This is a genomic window from Enterobacter sp. N18-03635 (assembly GCF_004006055.1).
GTDB classification, from domain to species: Bacteria; Pseudomonadota; Gammaproteobacteria; order Enterobacterales; family Enterobacteriaceae; genus Enterobacter; species Enterobacter vonholyi.
The window spans coordinates 4,027,455-4,041,302 of the sequence record NZ_CP034769.1; the positions used below are offsets into that span (position 1 = coordinate 4,027,455).

At 53.9% G+C, this 13,848-nt stretch carries 18 protein-coding genes; 6 read left to right on the top strand and 12 right to left on the bottom strand.

Going from position 1 to position 13,848, the window contains the following annotated elements; all coding sequences use genetic code 11:
- The first annotated feature begins 58 nt into the window (after positions 1-58).
- Complete coding sequence (gene yhbY, locus ELK40_RS20025) at positions 59-352, top strand: ribosome assembly RNA-binding protein YhbY (RefSeq protein ID WP_003861814.1); 294 nt, start codon at positions 59-61, stop codon at positions 350-352.
- Positions 353-503: 151 nt separating this feature from the next.
- Here the strand turns inward: yhbY and greA are convergent, their stop codons facing one another.
- On the bottom strand, positions 504-980 hold the full coding sequence (gene greA / locus ELK40_RS20030) for a transcription elongation factor GreA (protein ID WP_014171793.1): 477 nt from the start codon (positions 978-980) through the stop codon (positions 504-506).
- A gap of 228 nt (positions 981-1,208) precedes the next feature.
- Here greA and dacB point away from each other — a divergent pair, with 228 nt between their 5' ends.
- From dacB to pmrB, 3 genes are read left to right on the top strand one after another with little or no spacing between them, the layout of a single operon-like run.
- The gene (gene dacB / locus ELK40_RS20035; protein WP_127732405.1) at positions 1,209-2,642 is read left to right on the top strand and encodes a serine-type D-Ala-D-Ala carboxypeptidase; all 1,434 of its coding nucleotides are present in this window, start codon (positions 1,209-1,211) and stop codon (positions 2,640-2,642) included.
- 2 nt (positions 2,643-2,644) lie between these two features.
- Entirely contained in the window at positions 2,645-3,307 is a 663-nt protein-coding gene (pmrA, locus tag ELK40_RS20040) for a two-component system response regulator PmrA (RefSeq protein ID WP_115876349.1), read from the top strand.
- Positions 3,304-4,347: a two-component system sensor histidine kinase PmrB gene (gene pmrB / locus ELK40_RS20045; RefSeq protein WP_127732408.1), complete on the top strand. Its 1,044-nt coding sequence runs from the start codon at positions 3,304-3,306 to the stop codon at positions 4,345-4,347. Before pmrA ends, pmrB begins: the two co-directional genes overlap by 4 nt.
- A gap of 33 nt (positions 4,348-4,380) precedes the next feature.
- Here the strand turns inward: pmrB and cgtA are convergent, their stop codons facing one another.
- The 4 genes from cgtA to rplU form a co-directional block, all read right to left on the bottom strand.
- Positions 4,381-5,556 carry an Obg family GTPase CgtA gene (cgtA, locus tag ELK40_RS20050; RefSeq protein ID WP_115876351.1) on the bottom strand — a complete coding sequence of 392 codons (1,176 nt, stop codon included), beginning with the start codon at positions 5,554-5,556 and terminating at the stop codon, positions 4,381-4,383.
- 15 nt (positions 5,557-5,571) lie between these two features.
- A complete protein-coding gene (locus ELK40_RS20055; RefSeq protein ID WP_111964967.1) occupies positions 5,572-6,537 on the bottom strand; it encodes a DMT family transporter in 966 nt (321 codons plus the stop codon).
- A 96-nt stretch (positions 6,538-6,633) separates the two neighbouring features.
- On the bottom strand, positions 6,634-6,891 hold the full coding sequence (rpmA, locus tag ELK40_RS20060; protein ID WP_004385076.1) for a 50S ribosomal protein L27: 258 nt from the start codon (positions 6,889-6,891) through the stop codon (positions 6,634-6,636).
- Between the two features lie 19 nt (positions 6,892-6,910).
- Complete coding sequence (rplU, locus tag ELK40_RS20065) at positions 6,911-7,222, bottom strand: 50S ribosomal protein L21 (RefSeq protein WP_003025032.1); 312 nt, start codon at positions 7,220-7,222, stop codon at positions 6,911-6,913.
- Between the two features lie 257 nt (positions 7,223-7,479).
- Here rplU and ispB point away from each other — a divergent pair, with 257 nt between their 5' ends.
- Positions 7,480-8,451: an octaprenyl diphosphate synthase gene (gene ispB, locus ELK40_RS20070; protein ID WP_024906360.1), complete on the top strand. Its 972-nt coding sequence runs from the start codon at positions 7,480-7,482 to the stop codon at positions 8,449-8,451.
- 229 nt (positions 8,452-8,680) lie between these two features.
- On the top strand, positions 8,681-8,968 hold the full coding sequence (sfsB, locus tag ELK40_RS20075) for a DNA-binding transcriptional regulator SfsB (protein WP_111964968.1): 288 nt from the start codon (positions 8,681-8,683) through the stop codon (positions 8,966-8,968).
- A 61-nt stretch (positions 8,969-9,029) separates the two neighbouring features.
- On the opposite strand, the gene murA is transcribed toward sfsB, so the two are convergent.
- The 7 genes from murA to mlaF all read right to left on the bottom strand — a co-directional run bounded on the left by murA (position 9,030) and on the right by mlaF (position 13,823).
- Positions 9,030-10,289 carry a UDP-N-acetylglucosamine 1-carboxyvinyltransferase gene (gene murA, locus ELK40_RS20080; protein WP_115876352.1) on the bottom strand — a complete coding sequence of 420 codons (1,260 nt, stop codon included), beginning with the start codon at positions 10,287-10,289 and terminating at the stop codon, positions 9,030-9,032.
- A gap of 50 nt (positions 10,290-10,339) precedes the next feature.
- The gene (ibaG, locus tag ELK40_RS20085; RefSeq protein WP_008501458.1) at positions 10,340-10,594 is read right to left on the bottom strand and encodes a BolA family iron metabolism protein IbaG; all 255 of its coding nucleotides are present in this window, start codon (positions 10,592-10,594) and stop codon (positions 10,340-10,342) included.
- Positions 10,595-10,720: 126 nt separating this feature from the next.
- Positions 10,721-11,014, bottom strand: a complete 294-nt coding sequence (gene mlaB / locus ELK40_RS20090; RefSeq protein ID WP_127732410.1) for a lipid asymmetry maintenance protein MlaB — start codon at positions 11,012-11,014, stop codon at positions 10,721-10,723.
- On the bottom strand, positions 11,014-11,649 hold the full coding sequence (gene mlaC, locus ELK40_RS20095; protein ID WP_127732412.1) for a phospholipid-binding protein MlaC: 636 nt from the start codon (positions 11,647-11,649) through the stop codon (positions 11,014-11,016). The genes mlaB and mlaC overlap by 1 nt, the downstream gene beginning before the upstream one ends.
- Before the next feature lie 18 nt (positions 11,650-11,667).
- Positions 11,668-12,216, bottom strand: coding sequence for an outer membrane lipid asymmetry maintenance protein MlaD (mlaD, locus tag ELK40_RS20100; RefSeq protein ID WP_008501455.1), 549 nt, complete (start codon positions 12,214-12,216; stop codon positions 11,668-11,670).
- A 4-nt stretch (positions 12,217-12,220) separates the two neighbouring features.
- Positions 12,221-13,003, bottom strand: coding sequence for a lipid asymmetry maintenance ABC transporter permease subunit MlaE (mlaE, locus tag ELK40_RS20105; protein ID WP_115876354.1), 783 nt, complete (start codon positions 13,001-13,003; stop codon positions 12,221-12,223).
- A gap of 7 nt (positions 13,004-13,010) precedes the next feature.
- Positions 13,011-13,823: a phospholipid ABC transporter ATP-binding protein MlaF gene (mlaF, locus tag ELK40_RS20110; RefSeq protein ID WP_024906354.1), complete on the bottom strand. Its 813-nt coding sequence runs from the start codon at positions 13,821-13,823 to the stop codon at positions 13,011-13,013.
- Between the last annotated feature and the right edge of the window lie 25 nt (positions 13,824-13,848).

Here is a 13,848-nt window from a genome sequence, read left to right on the forward strand (position 1 = left end):
TAAGGGAGATGGCGGTAGAATGAACCGTTTTCAATCCCAACGTAAGCAAAAATATACGATGAATCTTAGTACTAAACAAAAACAGCACCTTAAAGGTCTGGCACATCCGCTCAAGCCTGTAGTGATGCTTGGCAACAATGGTTTGACCGAAGGGGTGCTTGCCGAGATTGAACAAGCGCTGGAACACCACGAGCTGATCAAGGTGAAAATCGCCTCTGAAGACAGAGACACTAAAAACCTGATCGTGGAAGCCATCGTGCGCGAAACCGGCGCCTGTAATGTACAGGTCATCGGTAAAACGCTGGTGCTCTACCGCCCATCTAAAGAGCGTAAAATCTCGCTGCCACGCTAAGGATATCCTGAATTAAACACATTTTCTGTGTGAAACGAGGGATTTCTGTCAGCAGGCGAGCAAAATGCCATGCTCCTTGAGTTGATAAAAGGCCGCTATGCGGCCTTTTTCTTTTCTTTACAATGTATCAACATCTTACTAGAGAAGCGAATTACAGGTATTCAACCTTAATAATTTCGTATTCCACTTCACCGCCAGGGGTGCGGATGGTGACAACATCGTCCTGCTCTTTGCCAATCAGGCCGCGAGCAATCGGAGAGTTTACTGAAATCAGGTTCTGTTTGAAGTCTGCTTCATCATCACCGACGATGCGATAGGTCTGCTCTTCGTCGTTGTCCAGGTTCAGCACGGTCACGGTAGAACCAAAGATCACACGCCCATTGTTAGGCATTTTGGTGATATCGATAACCTGTGCATTGGACAGTTTTGCCTCGATATCTTTAATACGCCCTTCACAGAAACCCTGCTGCTCACGAGCGGCGTGGTATTCAGCGTTCTCTTTCAGGTCGCCATGCTCGCGCGCATCCGCGATAGCGGCGATGATTTCAGGACGACGCACGGATTTCAGGAAATCCAGCTCTTCGCGCAGTTTTTCGGCACCACGTAAGGTCATCGGAATAGCTTGCATTTGTTATACCTCTTAAACATTCCTGTTGGGAGCAGTGTTCCCTGCTCCTGCCCACCTAAGCGGGCAAGAAGCAAAAAGAAAACCGACCCGGGAGCAATGCCCCAGGTCAGCAGCAATTTTTCAATTTGATATGCATTTTACCGCGAAGTTCACTATGGGTCATCGTTTACTTTGCAGTGCTATGCACCGTAGTATGACGGTTTGTTTTCGGGTTGTTAGCGCGAGATTATGCGATTTTCCAGATTTATCATCGGATTGACTACCAGTTTAACGTTCACTGCCCAGGCCGCGAATGTTGATGAGTACATTAATCAGCTCCCCGCAGGCGCGAACCTTGCCCTGATGGTGCAGAAGGTTGGCGCACAGGCTCCCGAGATTGACTATCACAGTCAACAGATGGCGCTGCCTGCCAGTACCCAAAAGGTGATCACTGCCCTCGCCGCCTTGCTCCAGCTCGGTCCTGACTTCCGTTTTACGACCACACTCGAGACCAAAGGTAACGTCGAGGGTGGCGAACTGAAAGGCGATCTTATCGCCCGTTTTGGCGGCGATCCGACCTTTAAACGCCAGGATATCCGCAATATGGTTGCGGTACTGAAAAAATCTGGCGTGCAGAAAATTGATGGCAATGTGCTGATTGACACGTCCATCTTTGCCAGCCACGATAAAGCTCCTGGCTGGCCGTGGAACGACATGACCCAGTGCTTTAGCGCCCCACCCGCCGCCGCGATTGTTGACCGTAACTGCTTCTCGGTTTCACTTTACAGCGCGCCAAAGCCAGATGATTTAGCATTTATCCGCATAGCATCCTACTACCCGGTCACCATGTTTAGCCAGGTTCGCACGCTGGCGAAAGGTTCCCCGGATGCGCAATATTGTGAGCTGGACGTCGTGCCTGGCGATCTTAACCGCTTCACCCTTACCGGCTGCCTGACGCAGCGCGCCGATCCACTGCCCCTGGCCTTTGCGATACAGGATGGGGCAAGCTATGCGGGTGCAATTCTGAAAGATGAACTGAAGCAAGCGGGCATAACTTATACCGGCACGCTGCTTCGTCAGACGCGGGTCAACCAGCCCGGCACGGTCATCGCCAGCAAACAGTCTCCTCCGCTGCATGATTTACTGCGGATCATGCTGAAAAAATCGGACAACATGATTGCCGATACGGTGTTTCGCATGATTGGTCACGCGCGTTTCGGCGTGCCGGGAACCTGGCGCGCGGGTTCAGACGCGGTTCGGCAGATCCTGCGCCAGCAGGCCGGAATCGATCTGGGTAATACCATCGCCGTCGATGGCTCCGGACTATCGCGTCATAATTTGATCTCTCCGGCCACGATGATGCAGGTGCTTCAGTACATTGCACAGCACGACACTGAGCTAAACTTTATTTCAATGCTGCCGCTGGCCGGGCATGACGGTTCTCTGCAGTACCGTGCCGGGCTTCACGCTGCCGGTGTGGATGGTAAAGTCTCCGCGAAAACAGGCTCACTGCAGGGGGTTTACAACCTTGCAGGCTTCATCACTACCGCCAGCGGACAACGCATGGCATTCGTGCAGTATCTTTCCGGCTATGCCGTCGAACCGACCGACCAGCGCAATCGTCGTATTCCGCTTGTTCGCTTCGAAAGCAGGCTTTATAAGGACATCTATCAGAATAACTAGCGATGAAACTACTCATAGTTGAAGACGATCTGTTATTGCAGGAGGGGCTGGCGCTAGGTCTGGCCAATGAAGGGTACGCCCTCGACTGTGCTGGCACCGCAGCGGAGGCGGACTCTCTGATTCAGAGCGGCGAATACAGTCTGGTGATCCTCGATTTGGGCTTGCCTGATAAAGACGGCGCCACGCTGCTCGGCCAGTGGCGACGTCGCGGCATCGCCAACCCGGTATTGATCCTGACGGCACGAGATGCCCTTGAAGACCGTATCGCTGGCCTCGATGCAGGCGCTGATGATTACCTGGTGAAGCCTTTTGCGCTCGCGGAGCTGCAGGCTCGGGTGCGAGCGTTGATTCGCCGCTATCAGGGCCATAGTGATAACTTACTGACCGACGGCGATATTACGCTGAATTTGCAAACCCAGCAGGTGCTGCGCCAGGATCAGGCCGTAGAGGTGACGCCAAAAGAGTTCGCCTTGCTTACGCGTCTGATCATGCGGAGCGGGCAAACGGTACACAGAGAAACGCTCCAGCAGGATATTTACTCCTGGCAGGACGATCCCGGCTCAAATACCCTTGAGGTCCACATCCATAACCTGCGGCGTAAACTCGGCAAAGACAGGATCAAAACCGTTCGCGGCGTCGGCTATCGTCTGGAGAGCCAGAAATGAACAGCATGCGTCGGCGTTTGATGGTGCTGCTGGCGGTGATTCTCCTGTTTTTCCAGCTGATAAGCGTTATCTGGCTATGGCATGAAAGCCGTGAACAGATTGGTTTTCTGGTCAACGAAACGCTGTCAGCAAAAGCGCGCAATAATCACGTCGAGAAAGAGATCCGTGAAGCGATTGCCTCGCTGCTGGTTCCTTCCCTGGTGATGGTCGGCTTTACCCTGCTCTTCTCCTTCTGGGCGGTAACCTGGATAACCCGACCGCTGAATAAACTCCGCGACAGTCTCGCTAACCGTTCGGCCGATAACTTAACCCCGCTTCCTATGTATTCCGACATGGAAGAAATTGGCGCGGTGACGACCTCCCTGAACCAGCTATTGGCACGACTGGATAACACCATTCAGCAGGAGCGTCTCTTCACCGCAGACGCCGCACACGAGCTGAGAACGCCTCTGGCCGGCATCCGGCTTCATCTTGAGCTCATGGCGCAGTCAGGCGCGCCTCAGGCCGCGACGTTAATTAGCCGTATCGATCAGCTCATGCATACCGTCGAACAGCTACTAATGCTGGCCCGTGCCGGACAGGCAATGGCGAGCGGGCACTACGAAACCGTGAACTGGACGGAAAATATCATTGAACCTCTCGGCCTGGGCCATGAAGCCAAAGAGCATACGGTGATTTGGCCCGCTAAAAGCGCGCTCACGGTTCAGGGAGACGCTGTACTCCTGCGCCTGATGCTGCGCAACCTGCTGGAGAATGCAGGGCGCTACAGCCCGCCAGAGACAACGATTACAGTGACATTAACCGAGGTCGACGGGGGGACGCAGATCAGCGTTATCGATCAGGGTCCAGGGATTGATGAAGCGCACCGAGTGTCAATCACCGAGCCATTCCGCCGCCTTGACCAGCGCTACGGAGGGAGCGGTCTGGGCCTGAGTATCGTGCAGCGCATCGTCCAGCTACACCACGGCAGGCTGACCCTTGAAAATGGCGCTGAAGGCGGTTTAATCGCCAGCTGCTGGCTGCCCACAACGCTTCAATAAAAAAGCCCCCATAATGGGGGCTTTGAACAGATATTAGTGCTTGTAGATGAACTCGACGCCTTCTTCGTCGTCTTCATCCCAGTCATCGTCCCAGTCTTCATCGTCTTCTTCCGCTTCCAGCTCTTCGAGCTGCTGACGGTGGTAGTCATCCCACATGAATTCGACTTTTTCAGGCTGTTTGACTTCTTCCGCCTGAACAATTGGGTTCTCAATGATGAATGTCATCACATCCCAGCACAGATCCTTCACGCCAACCTGGCTTGCTGCAGAGATCAGGTAGTACTTATCTTCCCAACCCATCGCTTCAGCAATGGCTTTCGCTTTTGCTTCCGCTTCGGTTTTGTCCATCAGGTCGATCTTGTTGAAGACCAGCCAGCGTGGTTTATTCGCCAGTTTTTCGCTGTATTTTTCCAGCTCGCCCACGATGATACGGGCGTTTTCAACCGGATCGGAACCGTCGATAGGATCGATATCGATAAGGTGCAGCAGTACGCGGCAGCGCTCAAGGTGCTTCAGGAAGCGAATCCCCAGACCGGCCCCTTCCGCGGCGCCTTCAATCAGACCCGGGATATCGGCAACCACGAAGCTCTTCTCGTTATCCATACGGACAACACCCAGGCTTGGTACCAGCGTGGTAAACGGATAGTCTGCTACTTTTGGCTTGGCCGCAGAGACGGCGCGAATGAACGTCGATTTACCGGCGTTTGGCATACCCAGCATGCCCACGTCTGCCAGAAGCATCAGCTCCAGCTGCAGGTCGCGCTTATCGCCCGGCGTACCCATCGTTTTCTGACGCGGCGTACGGTTAACGGAAGATTTGAAACGGCTGTTACCCAGACCGTGCCAGCCGCCTTTCGCCACCATCAGGCGCTGACCGTGTTTGGTCATGTCACCCATGGTTTCACCGGTCCCCTGGTCAATCACGCGCGTACCGACCGGAACTTTAATGGTGACGTCTTTACCGCGTTTCCCGGTACAGTCACGGCTTTGGCCGTTTTGGCCACGTTCAGCGCGGAAGGATTTTTCGAAACGGTAGTCGATCAGCGTGTTGAGGTTCTCATCCGCCTCCAGCCACACGTCACCACCATCCCCGCCGTCGCCGCCATCAGGACCGCCACGTGGGATATACTTTTCACGGCGGAAGCTCACGCAACCGTTGCCGCCATCACCAGCCACGACCAGGATCGTCGCTTCATCAACAAACTTCATTTTACTCTCCGTAACTCATTCGCCTGAGCGGGGGACTACTACAACCGCTTCATTTTTGCGCCAACGTCCCCAAAGACGATGACCAATGGCGGAATACATCGCGCCCGCAACCACGACAAACGCACCGAGATAACCCAACAGGTTGAGCATCGGTCTGACGAAGACATCGGGCCAGGCCATTGATAACAAATCTGAAAATAACAGCGTAAACAGCGGAGTAAGCGTAATTAACGCGCTCACCTGTGCTGCCTGCCAGCGCGCCATCGCTTCGGCCAGCGCGCCATAGCCGACCAGCGTGTTCAGCCCACAAAAAATGAGGCACGCCAGTTGCCAGTCGCTAAGCTGAGAAATCACTCCCGGCTTTGCTAATGGCAGCAATGCTATTGTACACAAAGTGTACAGCAAAAAGAGGATCTGCTGTGAGGCAAGACGACGCAATAACACCTTTTGTGCGACGCCATAGCTCACCCAGACCGTTGCTGCCCCCACACCGAAAATTACACCCCATGTGTAATCCGTCAGGCGAGTGAAAATCTCAATCAGACTGGTGTTGAAGAACATCACCAGACCGCATAGCAGCATGCTCGCCCCGATAATCTGCGTACCACGCATCTTTTCCTTGAGGATAAAGACGCTGGCGATCATCATGCCAACCGGTGAAAGCTGACCTATCACCTGCGACGCCGTGGGGCTGAGATATTGCAGGGAAGAGCTGAACAGGATGAAGTTACCGAACAGACCGCCCGTCGCGATAGCCAGCAATACCAGCCAGCGCGGTTTACGAAAGAGCCGCAAGGGTGGAAGCTTACCTTTGATTGCCAGAATGGCCCCGAGGCCGATGCTTGCCATCAGAAAGCGATAAAAAACCACCGTAGGCGGCTCCATCACTTCCAGTACCTGCTTCATTGCAATTGGCAGCGCACCCCAGCACATTGCGGTAGTGAGCGCCAAAAGAATACCAATGCCGGCCTGCTGCTTCATGCCCGTTTTCCCTACAGAAAAAATTACCGGGTTTCCAATGTAAAAAGCCCCGCAACAGGTTGCGGGGCTTTAATCCGTTACCGGACCGAGAAAACCTTACTCAGCAACGATGCTGATGTATTTACGGTTGTTCGGGCCTTTAACTTCAAATTTCACTTTACCGTCTGCTTTAGCAAACAGAGTGTGGTCACGACCGCAACCTACGTTGTTGCCAGCGTGGAATTTGGTACCACGTTGACGAACGATGATGCTACCCGCCAGAACGGATTCGCCACCGAAACGCTTAACGCCCAGGCGTTTAGCTTCTGAATCGCGACCGTTACGTGTGGAGCCGCCAGCCTTTTTATGTGCCATTTAAATCTCTCCTCAGGTCTTAGGCGCTGATGCCAGTAATTTTCACATCAGTGAACCACTGACGGTGGCCCTGCTGCTTACGGTAGTGCTTACGACGACGAAACTTAACGATTTTAACTTTCTCGCCACGACCGTGTGCAACAACTTCAGCTTTGATAACGCCGCCATCAACGAAAGGAACGCCGATTTTGACTTCTTCACCGTTTGCGATCATCAGAACTTCAGCGAACTCAACAGATTCGCCAGTTGCGATGTCCAGCTTTTCCAGGCGAACGGTCTGACCTTCGCTTACTCGGTGTTGTTTACCACCACTTTGGAAAACCGCGTACATATAAACTCCGCTTCCGCGCACGTCCTCGTATGAATCAGAGTGCGCTATAAATATTCACAATAGGGCGCGAATATTACGCAAAACGCGAGCCTTTGACAAGTGCTACCGTCAATACATGAAGAAAAAAAACACAACACGTACGGTAACGTTTATCTGAGCCGTTTTTTCAGTACAATCAGCACTACTATTGATAAACCGAAACCCTTCGTTACCCCATTGAAGATGGGATCAACAGGATAAAAAGCCCGGCTTTTGCGATGAATTTAGAAAAAATCAACGAGTTAACCGCGCAAGATATGGCGGGTGTGAATGCAGCAATCCTGGAGCAACTCAACTCTGACGTTCAACTGATCAATCAGTTGGGTTATTACATCGTCAGCGGCGGCGGTAAACGCATTCGTCCGATGATTGCCATTCTGGCTGCCAGAGCCGTTGGCTATCAGGGAAATGCCCACATCACTATCGCAGCGCTCATCGAATTTATCCACACTGCGACGCTTCTGCATGACGATGTGGTGGATGAATCGGATATGCGTCGTGGCAAAGCCACGGCAAACGCCGCTTTCGGGAACGCAGCCAGCGTCCTGGTGGGGGATTTTATTTATACCCGCGCCTTCCAGATGATGACAAGTCTGGGCTCCCTTAAAGTGCTGGAAGTAATGTCCGAAGCCGTAAACGTCATTGCTGAAGGTGAAGTGCTGCAGCTTATGAACGTGAACGACCCTGACATCACCGAAGAAAACTACATGCGCGTCATCTACAGCAAAACCGCGCGCCTGTTTGAAGCGGCGGCCCAGTGTTCCGGCATTCTGGCTGACTGTACCGAAGCACAGGAAAAGGGCCTGCAGGACTATGGCCGCTATCTGGGTACGGCATTCCAGCTGATCGATGATTTACTGGACTACAGTGCGGACGGCGAGACGCTCGGCAAAAACGTGGGCGATGACCTGAACGAAGGCAAACCGACCCTGCCGCTGCTGCATGCAATGCGGAACGGAACAGCCGACCAGGCGAAAATGATCCGCGAAGCGATTGAGCAGGGAAATGGTCGCCATCTTCTGGAACCTGTACTGGAAACCATGGCTATCTGCGGATCGCTGGAATGGACGCGTCAGCGTGCGGAAGAAGAAGCCGACAAAGCCATCGAAGCGCTTCAGGTTATTCCAGACAGTCCGTGGCGCGAGGCACTGATTGGTCTTGCCCACATCGCCGTCCAGCGCGACCGTTAATCCCCTTGTTTCTCCCCGCAGCGATAGCGGGGAGTTCCAGTACACACCTGTAAATTCCGTGTTCATGTAAATTCATCGGTTTAGAGACCGCATGAATAAAGCCGTGTCTTATTCTGAATATCCCATCAAGTAACGCGAACTTTTTAGAACAAGAAGTTGAAATGGGTATAGTAAACCCCGTCGTTTCAGAAGAAACGGCGTAGGTGAATCCGAACTTAAGGACGGCGTTATGGATACGAAATTTATCGACTGGCACACGGCTGATATTATTGCCGCACTGCGCAAAAAAGGCACTTCACTGGCAGCAGAGTCCCGCCGCCATGGACTGAGTTCTTCAACTCTGGCAAACGCCCTCACCCGCCCCTGGCCCAAAGGAGAATTAATTATCGCAACGGCGCTGGATACGCATCCGTGGGTGATTTGGCCTTCACGCTACCACGATCCCATTACCCATGAATTTATCGACAGATCGCGCATGATTCGCCAGAGAAGAGTAAAAAGAGAACCGCAGGAATAACGCGTTTTTTGACAGGAACAGCAACCCCCCGGTCATTTCTGGCAGGGGGCTGCCGGAACGATTACTCGCCCTTCACACGCTCGATGTTGGCACCCAGCGCGCGCAGTTTATCTTCGATACGCTCATAGCCACGATCGATGTGATAGATACGATCCACAATCGTTGTACCTTCCGCGATACAACCCGCCAGCACCAGGCTTGCAGACGCACGCAGATCGGTTGCCATCACCTGAGCGCCGGACAGCGTCTCAACGCCATGGCAAATCACGGTATTACTTTCGATCTCAGCACGTGCACCCATACGGATCAGCTCCGGTACGTGCATAAAGCGGTTCTCGAAAATGGTTTCTGTGATGAAGCCAGTACCCTCGGCGACCAGGTTCAGCAGGGTGAACTGCGCCTGCATGTCAGTTGGGAACGCCGGGTGTGGCGCCGTACGCACATTGACTGCTTTTGGACGCTGGCCATGCATATCGAGGCTGATCCAGTCTTCACCGACTTCAATATCCGCACCCGCATCGCGCAATTTCGCCAGCACCGCATCCAGGGTATCTGGCTGCGCGTTGCGACAAACAATCTTACCGCCAGAAATCGCCGCTGCGACCAGGAATGTACCGGTTTCGATACGGTCCGGCAGAACGCGATAGACACCACCGCCCAGACGCTCAACGCCTTCGATGGTGATACGGTCGGTACCCTGGCCGGAGATCTTCGCACCCAGCGCCACGAGGAAGTTGGCGGTATCCACAATCTCCGGTTCACGCGCGGCGTTTTCGATGATGGTGGTGCCTTCTGCCAGCGTCGCCGCAGACATAATGGTGACCGTTGCGCCCACGCTCACTTTGTCCATGACAATGTGCGCGCCTTTCAGACGACCATTAACGGACGCTTTAACGTAACCTTCTTCCAGCTTGATCTCTGCGCCTAGTTTTTCCAGACCAAAGATGTGCAGGTCAACCGGACGCGCACCGATGGCGCAACCGCCCGGCAGAGAAACCTGACCCTGACCAAAACGCGCCACCAGCGGGCCAAGCGCCCAGATGGATGCACGCATAGTTTTCACCAGATCGTAAGGTGCTGAGAAGTTGTTCACCTTGCTGGCGTCGATCCAGACGGAACCGTTACGCTCAACTTTCGTGCCCAGCTGGGTGAGCAGCTTCATGGTGGTGTCGATATCTTTCAGCTTCGGTACGTTCTGAATTTCTACCGGCTCTTCAGCCAGCAGCGCAGCAAAGAGGATTGGCAGCGCGGCGTTTTTCGCGCCAGAAATTGTGACTTCGCCCTGGAGACGCGTTGGCCCCTGTACACGAAATTTATCCATTGTGTGCTCTCTTATAAATTCAACCGTGCTGCGGGCCTGTCGCCCTCAGCTCAAAAACCGTTTAGTTTGCGATCGCGTGCCCACTCTTGCGGGGTGAACGCTTTAATCGACAGGGCGTGGATGCGGTTATCCGCAATATATTCCATCAGCGGCGCGTACACAGCCTGCTGTTTCTTCACGCGGCTCATACCGTCGAACATCTCACCCACAGCAATAACCTGGAAGTGACTGCCATCGCCAGTGACGTGGGCTTCCTGAAGGGAGAGTGCATTCATCAGCACTGTCTGGATTTCATGATTTTCCATGGGTTCTTAATCATCTGATAGTGAAAACAAGCCCAACATCTTAGAGCAAAGTGGCGTTGTCTTAAACAAGCAAAAAGCCCTGACGATGAAACTGTCAGGGCTTTCGGAAGTAACGCACTGAAAATATTAACGAGGCAATACGTCCTGAGGAAGATTGTAGAGCTGAGCAAGGGTCACGACATTCTCGCTCGCGCCGCGAAGCGTGACGCTAGCCCCCTGCTTTTTCCCTACAGCAATCAGATGGGCAAGCAGCGCAACCCCGGCCGTATCCACCCGCGTGACCTCGGTTAAGTCGATAAGCGTCACGCCCTGCATCACTTCATGGCGTTTGTCCCACAGTGGGTTCAGCAGATCCTGATCCAGTTCACCGGACAGCTTTAACGTCTCGCCTTCACGCGACCAGCTGAGTTGCTGTGACATTACTTCTTCTCGTCCAGCGTGATTTTCTGACGAGCAATGGACTGCAGCTGAGCGGTCAGGCCATCAATGCCTTTGGTGCGCAGCAGATCGCTCCATTCGTTCTGTTTGGTGGTGATCATGCTTACGCCTTCGGCGATCATGTCATACGCCTGCCAGTGACCGGTCTGGCTGTTTTTACGCCACTGGAAATCCAGACGAACCGGCGGTCGACCGTTAGGATCGTTGATCGTCACACGGATAGGGACGATGGTCGCATCGCCCAGCGGCTGCTCGGGCGCAATCTGATAGGTCTGACCGTGGTACATCGCCAGCGCCTGGCCATAGGCCTGTTTCAGGTATTCACGGAACGCGGCAAAGTAGGCCTCACGCTGCGCAGGAGTCGCGTCTTTGTAATAGCGGCCCAGCACCAGCGCACCCGCATATTTGATCTGCACGTACGGCAGCAGCTCCTGGTCAACCACGTCACGCAGGTAATCAGGATTAGAACGAATCTTAGGCTGTTCGTTTTTAAGACGGTTGAATGTCTTCTTCGCCGCTTCGTCCATCAGTTTGTACGGGTTACTCTGATCCGCAGCGTGGGCGGCGGTAAGAGGGGCGATGACCAGCATGGCAACCATTAACAGTCGTTTAAACATGAGTGACTTCTCCTGATATTAATTCGCAGCACCTGGGGTCGGCGCGGCATTGGTATGGTCTTCGCTCTGCGCAGGGGCATTGTCAGACTTTTTATCATCCCCTTTACTGTTGTAAAGGAACTGACCAATCATATCTTCCAGAACCATGGCGGACTTGGTGTCCTGGATCACGCTCCCGTCCTTAAGGATAGTCGTTCCCAGCTCGGGGTCTTCAAAACCGACGTTAAGCGCCAGATATTGTTCGCCCAGCAGACCGGAAGTCCGGATAGACAGGGAGCTGGTGTCCGGAATGTGGTTGTAACGCTCTTCGATATCCATCGCGACGCGAGGCAGATAGGTCTTCTCATCCAGCGTAATGTCGGATACGCGCCCGATCACCACGCCGCCGATACGGACCGGTGAACGCGCCTTCAGCCCGCCGATGTTATCGAAGGTGGCATAGATGCGATACGTCGGTTCTGTGCGCACAGACGTGATATCCGCCGCTCTCAGGCAGATAAACAACGCGGCCAGCAGCGCCAGCAGCAGGAATACACCGACCCAAATTTCATTTTTTCTCGTTTGCATGAACTCAATTCCCAAACATCAGTGCGGTGAGCACAAAATCCAGACCCAGTACGGCCAGCGACGAATGAACGACTGTACGTGTAGTTGCGCGGCTAATGCCCGCCGACGTAGGGATGGCATCGTAACCATTGAACAATGCAATCCAGGTGACCGTAATGGCAAATACCACGCTTTTAATCAGGCAGTTAACCAGATCCATTCGCAGGTCAATGGCGTCCTGCATCGCGGACCAGAAGAAACCGGCATCGATGCCTTTCCAGTGCACGCCAACCAGCGAGCCGCCCCAGATACCCACGGCGACAAACAGAATAGTCAGTAACGGTAAAGAGATCACCCCAGCCCAGAAACGCGGCGAGATCACGCGACGCAGCGGATCGACCGCCATCATCTCCATGCTGGAAAGCTGCTCGGTCGCGCGCATCAGGCCAATTTCAGCCGTTAAGGCCGACCCCGCGCGCCCGGCGAAAAGCAGCGCCGCCACAACGGGCCCCAGCTCGCGCAGCAGCGAGAGCGCCACCAGCATCCCGAGGCTAGTTTCCGCACTGTAGGTTGTCAGAACAAGATAGCCCTGCAGCCCAAGCACCATACCGATAAACAGACCGGAGACAATGATGATGAGCATCGACAGTACGCCGACATTATAAAGCTGGCGCACCAATAGCGGCGCGTGCTTACGGAATTCCGGCCTGCCAACCAGGGCGTTGAATAACATCAATCCGGCACGCCCGAACGTCCTGATGGTTTTTATGCCACGGTGTCCGAGAGCGGCCAACGCATTTAACAGCATGAGTGGCTTAACTCCCTATTCCCAGTAAATCGTCACGATAGTCGCCTGCCGGGTAGCGGAACGGCACAGGGCCATCAGCAATACCGTCGAGGAACTGTCTAACACGCGGATCGCAATTTTCCTGCAGCGCCTGAGCGCTACCGTGTGCGACGATCTTTTTGTCCGCCACGATATAGGCGTAATCGGCAATGCTCAATACTTCCGGTACATCGTGAGACACCACAATGCAGGTGACACCAAGCGCGCTGTTCAGTTCAGAGATGAGCTTCACCAGCACGCCCATCGTAATGGGATCCTGTCCAACAAACGGTTCGTCGAACATGATTAAATCAGGTTCTAATGCAATGGCTCTCGCCAGCGCGGCGCGGCGCGCCATGCCGCCGGACAGCTCCGAAGGCATCAGCTTCGCGGCTCCCCGCAAGCCAACGGCTTCGAGCTTCATCATCACCGTGCTTTTCAGCAGTTCAGGTGGCAGACTGGTATGCTCGCGCAGCGGATAAGCCACGTTATCAAAGACGTTCATGTCGGTGAACAAGGCGCCCGACTGAAAGAGCATGCTCATGCGTTTGCGGACAGTATACAGGCGCGAGCGCGACATCTCCGGGATGTTTTCGCCATCAAAGAGGATTTCACCGCTATCCGGTGGGATCTGCCCACCAATAAGGCGAAGCAGGGTCGTTTTACCGATCCCGGACGGCCCCATAATGGCAGTGATCTTGCCACGCGGAACGGTCAACGAAATATCATCAAATATCAATCTGTTGGCGCGAGAAAAACTCACCCCGCGGACATCGACTAAATTCGCCATGGTTTGGCTCATTTATAGTTCCTTTCTTATCCTGCTC